The organism is Achromobacter sp. RW408 (assembly GCF_003184165.1).
GTDB lineage: Bacteria > Pseudomonadota > Gammaproteobacteria > Burkholderiales > Burkholderiaceae_B > Achromobacter > Achromobacter xylosoxidans.
Genome location: NZ_QHHO01000047.1, coordinates 679,975 through 695,330 on the forward strand (window position 1 = coordinate 679,975; position 15,356 = coordinate 695,330).

A 15,356-nucleotide genomic window follows, 5' to 3' on the forward strand; every position below is an offset into this window, starting at 1 on the left:
CAACCAACGGCGTGGCGAGCCGTTTGAATTCGTCGCTCGCACGGCAAAAAATGGCGAGAATTGATGATTTTCGCTAGTTGAGTTAATGCCATTGCACATAGTGATAGTGGTTTGAGCGTTACTGACCTTTCAGAAACTCGAGTAACTCCCTACGACCACCTTCTCGATAACGGAATCCAAGCGGAGGGGTTCCATTCTGAGGGATGACAAAACCCACACCAAAAAGTGCGCCAGCCTTCGAAGCGCCGAAGCATCCATGCGGAAACTGATATTCGTCTACATGGACAGTACCGATCTCTGTTTGCAAAGAGAACCTTGGCGGCGAATCAACTTCACACCCATTTGCGGCAGCCGCAGGCAGAATGATCCCAGGGTTGAAGTCCTCCAACACAAAATTCTTTCCCCTCCTTGGACGGAGCTTTCCCGGAGACGGTGCAACTCCTGTTTGAGCTTTCTGATTGGAGTTCTCCGCAGTTTTTTGCGTAGCAATTACTGTGTCGAGCCAAGCGTCCATTTGATCTTCCGTTTCATTAACGAAGGCTTGGCTATCCGAGACGATTTCGGAGAAGAGCCCTTGTCTGGGCGAAACGCAAGACAAGTTTGCCAGCGTCTGATCATACTTAGTGACCAGCACCCCCGAACGCTGCCAACCCCTCCCTTCTCCCTCATAGACGGTATAGGCGTATTCACCGTTGGCTACCCGTATGTGTGTGTCCACCCATGCCGGCCCACGCATCACGCCTAGTCGACTGAACGTCGTAGGGTGCTGTGGTTGAGCGGGGATCTTGAGCTCAATCTTCCCTAAAGCGCCGAAGCGGTATTGCGCCGTTCCTGCTGCAGGGCCAAGGGTATCGCTCGCGCAGATCGACACAACCTTCTTGCCTACGTTGCACGAGAAGATCACCTGCTCTTCCTCCTTGCAGTGCGTAGACGTTGCCGCCTGGGCGAGCGCCGGCATTGCGCAGAGCAGTAGAGCAACTATGTTGGGCTTTCGTGCACCTGCGCATCTGAACGACTTCATTTCAACCCCTTCGAAATTTCCGTGAGCACTTTTTTGAACGCAGCAGCCTTGTCGGCTTGGTGATCAAACAGGACGCATATGGCTTGACCATGAATCTCCGGGCAGCGAACCCGATCAAACCATGCGAGAGCCGCGATCAATCCAGCGATTACGACAATGCCTTGGGCAATCAACACATGAGACGACTTCATAAACACTCCATTTGGCAAAAATACACACTTTGGGTTTGGTTTGATGGTGAATTTACACCAAACCAAACTTAAAGTGTGTGGAAATGCGCGAGCCTGTCGGAAACACTGCCGGCATGGTCAACCCAACGTATAAGTGTGGGGCGCAACAACTGTTCGCCGCCAACATGCGACGCATCCGCTTGCTGCAGAAGCTCACCCAGGAAAAGGTGGCTGAAGCGGCGGAATTACATGTGAACTACATCAGCTCGGTAGAACGCGGCGAACGCAATATCTCCATCTGCAACATCGAACGGATCGCCATTGCATTGAACGTCTCTATGGGCGAGTTGCTTGCGCCGCTTGATAGCAGCAAGTGAATCAAGAGGCCACGCATTCGAACGACACCGCTGTGGCAATTCTTACCTCAGTTCGATAAGAGGATGGCACGCGGTAGACCCATGTTGGATGCACAGCCCTCGTGCCACGCCGTGACCGCGGCATCATCGTCAGCCACGCGTTGTAATGACCAAACTTCGGGGCCTCGGCGCTTGAATCCATGAGCAAGATTTGTTTGGGGTGGGTGTACGACATTGCATCGATCGTCGCGATGCCAACACCGAGGCTCCAATGATTCAAGGCGCCACTCATGCTCACCAACTGAACCATTGTCAATCTGCCCTCTAGCAGTTGTTCCACTGCGAACGCCGACGCGCTCGTCGACTGGCCAGCCTCGAACGAGCTACGCAGTTGAAGAGAAAGATCCAACTCCGAGCACGCCGCCATCAGTTCGTTCGCGCCCAGCCCAGTAAAGAACGTGCCTCCCAACGCCCGCCATATTCTCGCGGGCAACCCACGAGTTCGATAAGCCATGTCGCGTAACGAACGGAGCGGCACAATGCCATGCAGGGCAAGCACAGAGCTAAGGCAGCAGATCCCGCACGATCCTGCATAGACACCTTGGGAAAAATGAGCCAGCCCGAAGTGTTCTTCGTCGAACCACCATGATGAATCGGCACCCAAAGCGCAAAAGCTCAGGGTCTTTTGCAGCCATTCATCTGTTCGAACTCTTGCAGCCATCACCCTGCTCCGCTTTGCTGAAGTCTTGGGCATCTGTTCAGTACTCCTCGGGCAGGAGAAGCGTTGTCGCGCTTCGATCGGCCTCAGTGATGACCCAAATCCGCTCCTGCGGCGAAAGTTGATACGCAGACAGTACGCGCTCCCCGCTATTGATTGCTTGGCTATTCGCCTGCAAGTCTTCGATGCAGACGTCGCCCCAATCTTCCGCAGCATGACGCCGAAGTAGATCCAAAGGCGAGACGGAATAATTCTGGCAAGCGGCGAGCGCGCCTTTGGTCGCGACGATGCGGCCAAGAGAGAACGATGAACGGCTCAGGCGATTCATAGGATGATTCCTTGTATGGACGAGCGAACGCGCGCCATGGCGACGCCGATCGATCGGGCTCGGGAAAGTTTTCTAGGGGAGGGAGAACGGGCGCTAGAGGCCCTTTAGGCGGGCTGAGAACGTGACGGCGTCAGCCTTGCGGGAGTCAGGGCGAAGAACTTGCGCTGACTCTGTAATGCGTCCCCATTTTAGGCTAATTTTCCAGCCAAGTCCAGGATGTTCCAGAGCCAACCGTCAAACTTTTGATAGTCGTTTTGTAAGCGGCAAACAAAAAGCCCTTGATTTCTCAACGAAATCAAGGGCTTATATGCATTCTTGGCGGACAGAGGGGGATTCGAACCCCCGATACGCTTTTGACGTATACACGCTTTCCAGGCGTGCGCCTTCAACCACTCGGCCACCTGTCCTGATCTGGATACGCATTCCTGAAAATGCGAATCCGCGATTCTAGCAGATCGGCAGGAAAGCTGCATTGGCGGGACGGGGTAAAGAAAAAGGGGACGTTATTGCGTCCCCTTTTGCCACAGGCTCCGCTGCGCGCCCCGCGGCCGCCATCCCGCGCTCGTCCGGGGCGGCCATGCTCACTCAGGCGTTCGGCGGATCCTGTTCGCGGTACGAGCTGACCGTGCCGTCCGGCTCGGTTTCCTCCAGCCGCACCCGGAAGCCCCACAGCCGCGCCAGGTGCTTCATGACCTGCTCCGCGTCCTCGGCCGCCAGCGGCCGGCCGCGGCTTCGCAGATGCCGCAGCACCAGCGAGCGATCGGTGTCGCGGTTGAAGCGCGTGACCTGGATGTCCGGCACCTGGTTGTCGCGGTTGTGCTGCGCGGCCAGCAGTCGGCGGATGTCGCGGTAGCCTTCGTCGTCGTGGATCGCGGCCACTTCCAGCTTGGGATTGGCCTGGTGGTCCGAGATCGCGAAGAAGCGGAACTCGCGGATCAGGCGCGGCGACAGGTATTGCGAGATGAAGGACTCGTCCTTGAAGTTGCGCATGGCGAAGTCCAGCGTCTTGAGCCAGTCGCCGCCGGCGATGTCGGGGAACCAGCGGCGGTCCTCGTCGGTGGGCTTTTCGCAGATGCGGCGAATATCCGACATCATCGCAAAGCCCAGCGCGTACGGGTTGATGCCGCCGTAGCCGCGCTCGTCGAAGCCGCGCTGGCTGACGACGTTGGTGTGGCTCTGCAGGAACTCCATCATGAAGCCGTCATTGACCAGCCCCTTCTCGTGCAGCCGGTTCAGGATGGTGTAGTGCCAGAACGTGGCCCAGCCCTCGTTCATGACCTTGGTCTGGGTCTGCGGATAGAAATACTGGGCGATCTTGCGCACGATGCGCACCAGCTCCTTCTGCCACGGCGCCAGCTTGGGCGAATACTTCTCGATGAAGTACAGCAGGTTCTCTTCCGGCTCGGGCGGGAACACCGACGCGGCGACCCGTTCGTCCTTGTCGGCCTCCAGCCGCGGCAGCGTGCGCCACAGGTCGTTGTATTGCAGGCGCGCGTGTTCCTGGCGTTCGGCCTGGCGCGCGGCCTCTTCCTTGTACGAGATCGGCGTCGGCCGCTTGTAGCGGTCCACGCCATGGTGCGACAGCGCATGGCAGGAATCCAGCAGCGCCTCCACCGCATCGATGCCGTAGCGGTCCTCGCAATCCATCACGTACTTGCGGGCGAACACCAGGTAGTCCAGCACGCCGTCGGCGTCGGTCCACTGGCGGAACAGGTAGTTGCCCTTGAAGAAGGAGTTGTGGCCATAGCAGGCGTGCGCGATCACCAGCGCCTGCATCGTCATGGAGTTCTCTTCCATGAGATACGCAATGCAGGGGTTGGAATTGATCACGATCTCGTAGGCCAGGCCCTGCATGCCGCGCCGGTAGAACTGCTCGTTGCGGATGAACTCCTTGCCGTACGACCAGTGCGGATAACCGATGGGCAGGCCCGCCGACGCATACGCGTCCAGCATCTGCTCCGAGGTGATGACCTCGATCTGGTTCGGATAGGTGTCCAGCCCGTACTCGCGCGCGACCCGCGAGATCGCTTCGTCATAGGACTGGATCAGTTCGAACGTCCATTCGGAACCTTGCGACAACGGCCGGGGGCTGTCGGCCGATTCCGGCTCCACCAGTGCGCCCAGGATGGCATTCATGCGGTTTCCTTCTTGAACAGGTCATGGAACACGGGATAGATCTCCCCGCGCTCGCAAATCCGCCGCATCACGAAATGCGGCTCCAGCTTCTGTTCATACTCCGCCCACAGGCTGCTCTTGCGCGCCTCCTGCGAGTCGGGAACCTCGATATAGGCAAAGTAGCGCGTGGCTGGCAACAGGTGCTCGGCCAGGAAGCGCGCGCTCTTGCCGGCGTCGGCGCCGAACGAGTCGCCGTCGCTGGCCTGCGCCGCGTACACATTCCAGGCGGTGGGCGGATAGCGCTTCTCGACGATCTCGCGCATCAGTTCCAGCGCCGACAGCACGATGGTGCCGCCGCTCTTGGGATCGTAGAAAAATGTCTGCTCGTCCACTTCCTCGGCGTTGTCGGTGTGGCGGATGAAGACCAGGTCCACGTGCTCGTACTTGCGCGACAGGAACAGATACAGCAGCGTGAAAAAGCGCTTGGCCAGGTCCTTCTTGCCCTCGTCCATCGAGCCGGATACGTCCATCAGGCAGAACATGACCGCGCGCGCCATCGGGATCGATACCGACACGCGATTGCGGTAGCGCAGGTCCAGGTCGTCCAGGAACGGCACGCGGGCCAGGCGCTCGCGGCAGTCCTCGACATCCTGTTCCAGGGCCTTGATCTGGTCCGCGGGCGCGCCCGCCGCCTTGGCCTTGGCCAGGCGCTCCTCCGCGTCCTCGAGGTCGGCCCGCGCCTTCACGCTCAACGCCACCCGCCGCGCCAGCGACGACTTCAGCGTGCGGCTGATGCTGAGCATGCTGGGCGAGCCGGTGGTGGTGTAGCCTGCGCGTTGCCATTTCTTCTGGCTGACCTCGCCGAGCGTGTTGCGGGCCAGGTGAGGCAGTTCCAGGTCTTCGAAGAACAGGTTGAGGAATTCCGCCCGCGACAGGCTGAAGGTGAACTGATCGACCGACTCGCCTTCGCCGGGCTCGGAACCGCCCTGGCCTTCTCCTCCCTGGGGCCGGTCGAACGTATCGCCCTTGGCGAACTCGCGGTTGCCCGGATGCACCATTTCCCGGTCGCCGCCCGCGCCGTGCCGGAACGTCGGCTCGGAAATATCGCGGGCGGGCAGGTTGATCTCGCCGCCCTGATCCATGTCCTGGATCGAGCGGTCGCGGATCATCCCGTGGACCGCCTTGCGGATCTGGTCCTTGTAACGCCGCAGAAAGCGCTCCCGGTTAACGGCGCTCTTGTTGCGCCCGTTAAGACGGCGATCGATCAGTGAATTCATGATTCACCTCGCTCAGGAAGACTTCCTCACACGGAGATACCACTCGCACAGCAGCCTGACCTGCTTTTCCGTGTAGCCCTTCTCCACCATCCGGTCGACGAAGCTCTGGTGCTTGGTCTTGTCCTCGGCCGACGCCTTGGCGTTGAACGAGATCACCGGCAGCAGGTCTTCCGTGTTCGAGAACATCTTCTTCTCGATCACTTCGCGCAGCTTTTCATAGCTGGTCCAGGTCGGGTTGCGGCCGTTGTTGTTGGCGCGCGCCCGCAGCACGAAGTTCACGATCTCGTTGCGGAAGTCCTTCGGATTGGCGATGCCGGCCGGCTTCTCGATCTTCTCCAGTTCGTCGTTCAGGGCGCTGCGGTCGAAGCTCTCGCCGGTTTCCGGGTCGCGGAATTCCTCGTCCTGGATCCAGCAGTCGGCGAACGTGACGTAGCGATCGAAGATGTTCTGCCCATACTCCGAGTACGACTCGAGGTACGCCGTCTGGATCTCCTTGCCGATGAACTCGGCATAGCGCGGCGCCAGGAAACCCTTGATGAACTCCAGGTAGCGCCGGCGGATTTCCTCCGGATAGTCCTCGCGCCCGATGCGCTGTTCGAGCACGTACATCAGGTGCACCGGATTGGCCGCCACCTCGGTCTGGTCGTAATTGAAGACGCTGGACAGGATCTTGTACGCGAAGCGCGTCGAGACCCCGTTCATGCCTTCGTCGGTGCCGGCGTAGTCCTTGTACTCCTGCAGTGCCTTGGCCTTCGGGTCGACGTCCTTCAGGCTTTCGCCATCATAGACGCGCAGCTTCGAGTAGATGCTGGAATTCTCCGGCTCCTTCAGCCGCGTCAGCACCGAGAACTGCGCCATCATGTCCAGCGTCCCCGGCGCGCACGGCGCCGTCGACAGCGAGCTGTGATGCAGCAGCTTTTCGTAGATGCGGACTTCTTCCGACACCTGCAGGCAGTAAGGCACCTTGACGATATAGATACGGTCGAGGAACGCCTCGTTGTGCTTGTTGTTGCGGAAGGTCTGCCACTCCGATTCGTTCGAGTGCGCCAGGATGCAACCGTTGAACGGGATCGCCGAGAAACCCTCGGTGCCCTTGAAGTTGCCTTCCTGCGTCGCCGTCAAGAGCGGATGCAGCATCTTGATCGGCGCCTTGAACATTTCCACGAACTCGAGCAGGCCCTGGTTGGCCAGGCACAAGCCGCCGGAATAGCTGTAGGCGTCCGGGTCGTCCTGCGAATGGCGGTCGAGCTTGCGGATGTCGACCTTGCCGACCAGCGACGAGATGTCCTGGTTGTTCTCGTCACCCGGCTCGGTCTTGGCGATCGCCACCTGGCGCAGCACCGACGGGTTCAGGCGCACCACGCGGAATTGCGAGATGTCGCCGTCGAACTCCTTCAGGCGCTTGACCGCCCACGGCGACATGATGCCCGTGAGATAGCGGCGCGGAATGCCGTATTCCTTTTCGAGCGTGTCGCCGAAGCGTTCCGGATGGAACAGGCCGAGCGGCGACTCGTTCACCGGCGAGCCCTTGAGCGCGTAGATGGGGTGGACTTCCATCAGCACCTTCAGGCGTTCGGCGATGGACGACTTGCCGCCGCCCACCGGCCCGAGCAGATAGAGGATTTGCTTGCGCTCTTCCAGTCCCTGCGCGGCGTGCTTGAAGAACGCCACGATCTGCCCGATGACGTCCTCCATGCCGTAGAACTCCTGGAACGCCGGATAGCGTCGGATGGTCCGGTTGGAAAACAAACGGGAAAGACGTGGGTCGTTGCGCGTATCCACGATTTCAGGTTCGCCAATCGCCGCCAGCATGCGCTCAGCGGGGCTGGCATATGCCATCGGGTCACGCTTGGCGAGGTTCAGATATTCCTCGAGGGAAAGTTCCGACTCCTGCTCTCTTGCATACTGCGACTTGAAGCCTTCGACGATGTTTTGCACGGAAACCTCCTACAACACGCGAAAAAGCCATGACGTCCCTACGTGTCCCCATTGTGTGCCTCAGTGCTTCAGCGTGACTAGGGTCAACGCGCTATAAGCAATTTCGGCACGGTCGTATGTTGCTTTCGCCACACATCAACCAAGAGCACGATCGGGCCCTTTCCGTTTAGGCTGCACCGTTCGGACACAAGTTCCGTCAGGGATTGCAACCAACGTGAATAAGTTCACTCGTACGCCTTCAGCATATTGCTGTAGAACGGGCGCAGGATGCAGCCACGCATGAAATGGTCAGCAATGATTTGAAGGGATGAGATATCCCGGTGGATTCTTATGATCCGGACAACAGGTCCGGTGCGTTCGCTATGCGATGGCAGCGAACGGTCTGAACGGCGCAAAGCGACTACGTTCAGCAAGTATCGGTCCGGTGTGTGAAAGCGCCGGTACGCGACACTGGAATCCGTGGTGACGAGGGCGCGTGGCGGGTTATGGATCGGGCCATGAGCGCGTAGCGCCAAGTCATGGCCTAGCTTAAGCCCAATTGACGGCTTTGTGGCAATTCATTTGGGGCGTCACGGTAAAAAAATACCAATCGACAACCCTTGGAGCGGCGTCGGGGAATCGCTCTCAAACTTGCTGCGATCACGCCGCAAGCCGCGCGGGCAAACGCTATCGACTCGATCGCGCTGCGCTATCGCGGCATCGATTGGCAGCCAAGACATGAGAGTGCTAATACCCCTGGCGCCGTCAAGGATAGAATCACGCAACCGCCGCAGCCGCCGCGCGCCGCTTTTTCAAACACCGTCCGCACATCATGTTGCCACGCCCGCGCCCTGTCCCGGACCGGCCGCGCATCGCCCGCGCGTCGATGCGCTGTTGGCGTCTGGCGGTTCTGTGCGGACTGCTGCTGCTGGCAGCCTGCGAACGCAACGCCCCTCCCTTGCCCAACGATGCCTACGTCTGGCAGCGGCGCTGGACGCCCGCGCTGAACCACGCACTGGCTGACAGCGCCGACATGCTGCGCGCGTGGCGCGTGCTGGCGGCCGAACTGCGCGCCGACGGCGCCTGGTTCGAGGCAACGCCCGACCTGGCCGCGCTGGCGGCAACCGGGCGTCCCGTCGTGCTGGTGCTGCGGCTCGACGGTCGCTTCGGCGCCCTGAGCGAGGCCGACATCGACGCGCGCGCGGCCGCCCTGCTCTCGGCCTGGCGCGGCGCCGGCATCACGCTGGCCGGCCTGGAGATCGACTACGACTGCCCCACGGCGCGATTACCGGCCTACACCGCGCTGCTGGCCAAGCTCAAGGCCCGCCTGCCGCAGGACTTGCGGCTGTCCATCACCGCCCTGCCCACCTGGCTGGAAAGCGCCGCGCTGACCGAATTGCTGGCGGTGCCGGACGAAACCGTGCTGCAGGTCCACGCCGTATTGAATCCGGCGCAAGGGTCGCTGTTCGACGCCAGGCGCGCGCGCGCCTGGCTCGCTGCCTACGCCGACCGCACCGCAAAGCCCTGGCGGGTGGCGCTGCCAGCCTACGGCAGCCGCGTCGCGTGGGACGAACAAGGCCAGATCGTCGCCGTCGAAAGCGAACGGCCTGCGTTGATACCGGGCGGCCGTTCGGCGGAACTGCTGGTCGCGCCCGACACCATCGCGGCCTTTGTCGCCACGCTCGACCGCGATCGGCCGGCCGGGCTGGCGGGCATCGCCTGGTTCCGCCTGCCGACCCAGGCGGACACGCGCGCCTGGAGCCTGCCGACCTGGCGCGCGGTGCTGGCGCGCCACCCCCTGACGCCGGCGCTCGCGGTCGCGGCCGCTGCGCCAGGGCCGGGCGGCGCGCGCGACGTGTTGCTGTCCAACCGTGGCAACACCGATGCGCCGCTGCCCTTCATCGTCAGGCTGGACGCCCGCTGCCGCGCCGCCGACGGCATCAACGGCTACACCCTTGAATATGATCGGCAGGGCGGGTATCTTCGGCGCGCGCGGGATGGCCTGCTGCGCGCCGGCGCCGAACGCGCCATAGGATGGATCCGCTGTGACGCCGCAACCCCGAGCTTCCATGTACAACCGTAAATCGCTGATCGCCGCCTTGCTGCTGGCCGGCGCGGGCATCGTCATTGCCTGCGGTCCCGACTTCCCGCCACAGCTGCTGGACGACCGCGCCGGCACGCTGCAGGGCACGCCCGCCAATTCGTTCGCCTACGAGGCGATGCGCCTGGTCCCCGCCACGGACTCGCTGCGCGCCAATGAATCACCACTGCTGCCGGACGGCAGCTACCGCTCCGACGCCATCCCGGAAGCCTACGACCCCGCGCTCACCCCGGCACAGCTCGACCAGCTGCGGTTGATGCGCACCCGTCCGGACGGCGAGCAGGCGTACGCCGCGGGCGCCGGCCTGCCTGAAGCGGTCCGCCTCTATGCCGCGGCCGCGGTCGACTACCACACAGCGCCGCAGGCCCCGCACGAGCAGCGCTGGGAACGGGCGCGCCAGCGCCTGCGGGCAATCCTGGCGCTGCCCGCCGAGCAGGCGGCGACGCGCAGCGTCTGGGCCGCCTACATGCTGGCCGAAACCGGGAACCCGGGCACGGCGGCGCAGGACTATGCGCGCGTGCGCGAGATGGCGCTGCAAGGCGCGCCCGATCCGCTCGGCCTGGCCGTTGCCAGCTACGGCCAGCAGGCGCGGCTGTCGCTGACCGGCAGCCTGGGACAATGCGCGTATGAAGACGTGGTCAATGCAACGCCCTGCCTGGACGCCATCGCCCCGGCCAACCTGCATCAGGCGGTGCGCCTGTACGCCGCCCAGGCCGCCCGCGACTCGATCAGCGGGCGCGAATCGCTGCGCCTGATCGCCGACTGGGCGCTGGCCTCGGCGGCGCGAGCCGGCCGCCTGATCGACGACCCGGTGGGCCAACGCCTGCTGGTGGCGTATGGCCTGGCCCGTATCGGCGATATCGTCGACGGCAAGCCGGACAGCGCCCGCGACCCGTTCGCCAACTTCGAACAGACCGGCCGCCTGAGCCTGGCCGATGCCGCCGGCGGCGCGCCCAACGTCGCGCCCAACCCGGCGCTGCAATCGCTCGTGGCCGCGTTGCAGACCCAGGACCCGCAACGCATCGCCGATGCCGATCGGGTCGCGGCGCTGGCCTATCGCGTGGGCCGCTACGATCTCGCCCAGACCCTGGCCGAGCGGCTCGACACGGCATTGGCCTGGTGGGTGCGCGCCAAACTGGCCATCCGCCGCGGTGACAACGAACTCGCCGCCCAGGCCTATGCCCGCGCGATCGCGGCATTCCCGCGGGCCGATGGCAGTCTCGAACCTGGATCGGCCTCCCTGCTCAAGGCCGAACAAGGCGTGCTGTCGCTGTCACGCGGCCAGTACGTGGAAGCGCTGGACCAGCTGTACCGCGCCGCCGCGACCCGCGACGGCGCCAACCCGGACGATGAAGGCTGGCCCCTGTCGCCCTACTGGAACGACGCCGCCTACGTGGCCGAACGCGTGCTCACGACCGAGGAGCTCAAGGCCTATGTCGACCGCCTGCCGCCGCCCGCGCCGGCGCCTGCGCGTCCGGCCGGCTTCAGCCGCTATACGCCCGAACAGTTCTATCAATGGAGCCGCCTGAACCCCCCGCCCGCGCATGACCGCCTGCGCCAGCTGCTGGCGCGGCGCCTGGTGCGCGAGGGCCGCGTGGCCGAGGCCCTGCCCTACTTTCCGGCCGATTCCGATCCGCGCTTTGCCAGCGGGGGCTACGACGACGACGCATGGAAGATCCAGGAGTCCGACGTGCGCCAGCGCGCCGCCCGGTACGGCGACGCCCTGCGGACGGCGGGCAGCGCCTGGGGCCGCACCGCCCGTGCCCAGGCCTGGTACCAGGCGGCAACGCTGGCGCGCCGCGACGGCATCCGCATCATGGGCTATGAACAGGGCCCGGACTACGCCGTCTATGACGGCAACTATTCAGCCGGCGCGGGTCGCGACGCCAACCCGTGGTGGCGCGAAGCCCGCGCCGACGCCGGCATGCCGCTGGATACCCCGTTGCAGCGCGCCGAGGCCGACCTGCCGGGCCCCTATGTGACACAGGAAGAACGCAAGCGCTATGCCGCCAGCGAGGCGCGCCCCAACGTGCGCTACCACTACCGCCAGATCGCCGCCGACTACGCGATGAAGGCGGCCGACGAACTGCCCAGCCGCTCGCAGGCCTTCGCCGCCGTGCTGTGCCGCGGCGCGCGTTACGTCATCGACGACACGCCGGAACGCGCCTCCGCCATCTATCTGCGCTACGTGGACCAGGGCGCCCGGGTGCCCTTCAGCGACACCTTCGGCCGCGAATGCCCTGAACCGGACTTCCAATCGGCCGCGCGCTTTCACTACATCCAGGCATGGAAAGCCTGGGAGCGCGCGCGCCAGCAGCATCCCGGCCTGTTGCTGGCCGGCGGCCTGCTTGCGCTGGCGGCGCTCGGCGCCGCGCTGTGGGCCTGGCGCAGCGCCACCCCGGCGGCCCGCGGCGGCAAGCGCTAGGGCGTCTGAACGGCGGGCAATTCGACCCGCCGCAACAGTCCGCGCCAATGCTCCGGCACCCGGGCGCGCACGCGCAGGTCTGCCGCCACCCGCTGCGCCTCGATGAATTCGTAGCGCGGGGCGGCGTCCAGCCGCTCCAGCAGCGGCAGCCTGACCACGCCGGCGGCGTCGCCCAGCAACATCGGCGCCATATATATCAGCAGCTCGTCGACGCAGCCGGCCGCCACCAGCGCGCCGCTCAAACCGGCGCCGGCCTCGACGTGGACTTCATTGAACTGCTGCGCGGCCAGCCAGCGCATCATCGCCGGCAGGTCCACGCGGTCGGGCTCGGCGGCGGGCATCGACACCACGCGGACGTTCCTGGCTTCCAGCCGCGCCTGCTTGGCGGCGTCGACCCGCGCCGTGAACACGATGACCTCGCCGCCGTCGAACAGGCGCGCGTCCTCGGGAATCTCGAAGCGCCCGTCGACCACCGCCCGGCGCGGCTGGCGCGGCGTCTGCACGCTGCGCACGGTCAGTTGCGGATCGTCCTTGAGCACGGTACCGATGCCGGTCAGCACCACGCAGCTGCGCGCGCGCCAGAGATGCCCGTCGGCGCGCGCCTCGGGGCCGGTGATCCATTGCGACAGGCCGTTATGCAGGGCGCTGCGGCCATCCAGCGATGTCGCCATCTTGAGCCAGGTCCACGGCAGCCCCCGGCTCATGCGCGAAATGAAACCGGCGTTCAGGGCCAGCGCCTCTTCGCGGCAGATGCCGGTGGTGACGGCGATACCAGCCTCGCGCAGGCGCGCCAGCCCCTTGCCATTGACCAGCGGGTTGGGATCGCCGATCGCCACCACCACCCGCGCCGGCGCGGCCGCCAGCAAGGCGTCCACGCAGGGCGGCGTGCGGCCGAAATGACTGCACGGCTCCAGCGTGACGTAGACGGTGGCGCCCGCCACCGATTCGCCGCGCGCCTGCGCGTCGCGCAGCGCGCACACTTCGGCATGCGGGCCGCCGGGAGGCTGGGTGGCGCCCTCGCCCAGCACGCGGCCATCGCGCACGATGACGCAGCCCACCCGGGGGTTGGGCGCGGTCGAGTACATGACGGTCTGCGCCAGGGCCAGGGCGCGCCGCATCCAGGACAGGTCGTCGGATTCGCTGGGGTTCTTCATCATGCACGGATTGTATGTCCGCGGCGGATCGCCGGCACGCCGCGCTTGCCGTTCCGCGCCGGCGCGCTATGATCGTTCAAGCGGCCCGGCAGTCATGTCCGTTTTGGGCCGATGCTGGTCTCGGGACGGCCTCGCCCCGCCGCCGGGGCAGGCCCACAATACGCCACGTATCTCTCGAAATCCCAAGGCACGGAGCCCGCCGCCATGAAACAAGCATTGATCGTCATCGACGTCCAGGATTCCTTCCGCCAGCGTCCGTTTTGGGACGAGTCGGAATATCCGGCATTCGTCTCGCAACTCCAGGGCCTGATAGACGCCGCCCGTGCCCGCGACATCCCGGTGCTGCAGGTGTTTCACACCAGCGCCGCCAACGATCCAGCCAACCCATTCTCGCTGGCCTCCGGCCATGTCAGGACATTGAAGGAACTGCGCATCGAGCCCGACGCCGTGTTCCACAAGACCGTGCATTCCTCCCTCTACGCCAAGGACGCCGACGGCGCCACGCTGCGGGACTGGCTGCGCAAGCACGGCATCGAGGGCGTCATCGTCAGCGGCATCCGCACCGAACAGTGCTGCGAGACCACCACCCGCCATGCCAGCGACGACGGCTTCAAGGTGGTGTTCCCGACCGACGCCACGCTGACTTTCGCCATGCAGAGTCCGTCGGGCAAGCACTACACGCCGGCCGAGATCCGCGACGCCACCGAACTTGTGCTGCAGGGCCGCTTTGCCCGCATCGCCCGCGCTGCCGACGTCTTCGCCGACGCGCAATAAGGACGCGCCGCCATGATTCCCGTGTACTTCGTGTTGCCGCGGGGAATCGTGCTGCTCGACGTGGCCGGGCCGGCCGAGGCGTTCCGGGTTGCCAACAAGCTGTGCCCGGACGCCTTCGCGCAGCATTTCTGCGGCCCCTCGACCGAAGTGGAAAGCGGCATTCCCGGCCTGCACCTGGCGCGGATCCAGCCCCTGCCCCAGAAGCTGCCGCCCGAGGCGCTGGTGATCGTGTCCGGGGTGGTGGGCAAGCACATCCGCCTGGACGAGCCCGAGGCCCGCGTCATCATCGACTGGCTGGCGGCGCGCCATCCGGTCGACGGCTTCACGCTGATGACCGTCTGCGCCGGCGCCCTGTTCGCCGCCGCGGCCGGCCTGACGCGCCAGCGCGAATGCACCACGCACCACAGCTGCCTGGCGCAATTGGCCGACATGGATCCGTCCGCCCGGCTGCACGACAACCGCATCTTCGTCGAAGACGGCAACCTGGTCAGCAGCGCCGGCATCACCGCCGGCATCGACCTGGCGCTGCACATGGTGTCGCGCCACTGCGGCCCGCGCGTGGCCAGTGAAGTGGCGCGCGACATGGTGGTCTACCAGCGCCGCGCCGGCACCGACTCGGCCCTGTCGCCCTGGCTGGAACACCGCAACCACATGCATCCCGGTGTGCACCGGGTCCAGGACGCGGTGGTGCGCAACCCGGCGGCGCCGTGGTCGGCGCAGTCGCTGGCCGAGCAGGCCCACACCAGTTCGCGCCACCTGACGCGGCTGTTCCGCGAGCACGCCGGCTGCACGCCGATGGACTACCTGTATCAGATACGCGTGGCGCTGGCGCGCGACATGCTGCGCGAAACCCGCTTGAACCTGGAGATGGTGGCGGAGAAATCCGGATTCGGCTCGGCCCAGCACCTGCGCCGCGTGTGGCGCCGATTCCAGCCGCAGACGCCCAGCATGGCGCGGACACCCGCGCTGTAGCGCGCCTTGCGAGTCAATCCGCGCCCCT

The 15,356-nt window shown here is 64.6% G+C and carries 13 protein-coding genes and 1 tRNA gene; 5 read left to right on the forward strand and 9 right to left on the reverse strand.

Annotation, left to right across the window (positions count from 1 at the left end; genetic code table 11):
* Nucleotides 1–118 precede the first annotated feature (118 nt).
* Together DK459_RS30460 and DK459_RS30465 are read right to left on the reverse strand one after the other, a co-directional pair.
* Nucleotides 119–1,021, reverse strand: a complete 903-nt coding sequence (locus DK459_RS30460) for a hypothetical protein (RefSeq protein WP_146221908.1) — start codon at nucleotides 1,019–1,021, stop codon at nucleotides 119–121.
* Nucleotides 1,018–1,212, reverse strand: a complete 195-nt coding sequence (locus tag DK459_RS30465; protein WP_146221909.1) for a hypothetical protein — start codon at nucleotides 1,210–1,212, stop codon at nucleotides 1,018–1,020. Before DK459_RS30465 ends, DK459_RS30460 begins: the two co-directional genes overlap by 4 nt.
* A gap of 83 nt (nucleotides 1,213–1,295) precedes the next feature.
* Between DK459_RS30465 and DK459_RS19265 the strand changes: the two genes are divergently transcribed.
* Nucleotides 1,296–1,568, forward strand: coding sequence for a helix-turn-helix domain-containing protein (locus DK459_RS19265; RefSeq protein ID WP_370445605.1), 273 nt, complete (start codon nucleotides 1,296–1,298; stop codon nucleotides 1,566–1,568).
* 1 nt (nucleotide 1,569) lies between these two features.
* On the opposite strand, the gene DK459_RS30470 is transcribed toward DK459_RS19265, so the two are convergent.
* From DK459_RS30470 to DK459_RS19295, 6 genes are all read right to left on the reverse strand, one after another.
* Nucleotides 1,570–2,301: a hypothetical protein gene (locus DK459_RS30470; protein WP_146221910.1), complete on the reverse strand. Its 732-nt coding sequence runs from the start codon at nucleotides 2,299–2,301 to the stop codon at nucleotides 1,570–1,572.
* Nucleotides 2,302–2,305: 4 nt separating this feature from the next.
* Nucleotides 2,306–2,593: a hypothetical protein gene (locus DK459_RS19275; RefSeq protein WP_070542907.1), complete on the reverse strand. Its 288-nt coding sequence runs from the start codon at nucleotides 2,591–2,593 to the stop codon at nucleotides 2,306–2,308.
* Nucleotides 2,594–2,909: 316 nt separating this feature from the next.
* Nucleotides 2,910–3,000 (reverse strand) — tRNA-Ser (locus DK459_RS19280).
* Nucleotides 3,001–3,178: 178 nt separating this feature from the next.
* The gene (locus DK459_RS19285) at nucleotides 3,179–4,729 is read right to left on the reverse strand and encodes a SpoVR family protein (protein ID WP_020925243.1); all 1,551 of its coding nucleotides are present in this window, start codon (nucleotides 4,727–4,729) and stop codon (nucleotides 3,179–3,181) included.
* The gene (locus DK459_RS19290) at nucleotides 4,726–5,985 is read right to left on the reverse strand and encodes a YeaH/YhbH family protein (RefSeq protein WP_006388664.1); all 1,260 of its coding nucleotides are present in this window, start codon (nucleotides 5,983–5,985) and stop codon (nucleotides 4,726–4,728) included. Before DK459_RS19290 ends, DK459_RS19285 begins: the two co-directional genes overlap by 4 nt.
* 12 nt (nucleotides 5,986–5,997) lie before the next feature.
* Complete coding sequence (locus DK459_RS19295) at nucleotides 5,998–7,914, reverse strand: PrkA family serine protein kinase (RefSeq protein ID WP_370445607.1); 1,917 nt, start codon at nucleotides 7,912–7,914, stop codon at nucleotides 5,998–6,000.
* Nucleotides 7,915–8,788: 874 nt separating this feature from the next.
* Between DK459_RS19295 and DK459_RS19300 the strand changes: the two genes are divergently transcribed.
* Together DK459_RS19300 and DK459_RS19305 are read left to right on the forward strand one after the other, a co-directional pair.
* The gene (locus tag DK459_RS19300) at nucleotides 8,789–9,985 is read left to right on the forward strand and encodes a DUF3142 domain-containing protein (protein ID WP_054499707.1); all 1,197 of its coding nucleotides are present in this window, start codon (nucleotides 8,789–8,791) and stop codon (nucleotides 9,983–9,985) included.
* On the forward strand, nucleotides 9,972–12,428 hold the full coding sequence (locus DK459_RS19305; protein WP_024067707.1) for a hypothetical protein: 2,457 nt from the start codon (nucleotides 9,972–9,974) through the stop codon (nucleotides 12,426–12,428). Before DK459_RS19300 ends, DK459_RS19305 begins: the two co-directional genes overlap by 14 nt.
* Here DK459_RS19305 and ribD read toward each other — a convergent pair.
* The gene (gene ribD, locus DK459_RS19310; RefSeq protein ID WP_109421483.1) at nucleotides 12,425–13,546 is read right to left on the reverse strand and encodes a bifunctional diaminohydroxyphosphoribosylaminopyrimidine deaminase/5-amino-6-(5-phosphoribosylamino)uracil reductase RibD; all 1,122 of its coding nucleotides are present in this window, start codon (nucleotides 13,544–13,546) and stop codon (nucleotides 12,425–12,427) included. The genes DK459_RS19305 and ribD overlap by 4 nt on opposite strands.
* A 240-nt stretch (nucleotides 13,547–13,786) precedes the next feature.
* Between ribD and DK459_RS19315 the strand changes: the two genes are divergently transcribed.
* Nucleotides 13,787–14,356, forward strand: a complete 570-nt coding sequence (locus DK459_RS19315; protein WP_054480496.1) for a cysteine hydrolase family protein — start codon at nucleotides 13,787–13,789, stop codon at nucleotides 14,354–14,356.
* A 12-nt stretch (nucleotides 14,357–14,368) separates the two neighbouring features.
* Nucleotides 14,369–15,328 (forward strand): GlxA family transcriptional regulator, encoded by a 960-nt coding sequence (locus DK459_RS19320; protein WP_024067703.1) that lies wholly within the window; start codon nucleotides 14,369–14,371, stop codon nucleotides 15,326–15,328.
* The last annotated feature ends 28 nt before the right edge of the window (nucleotides 15,329–15,356 follow it).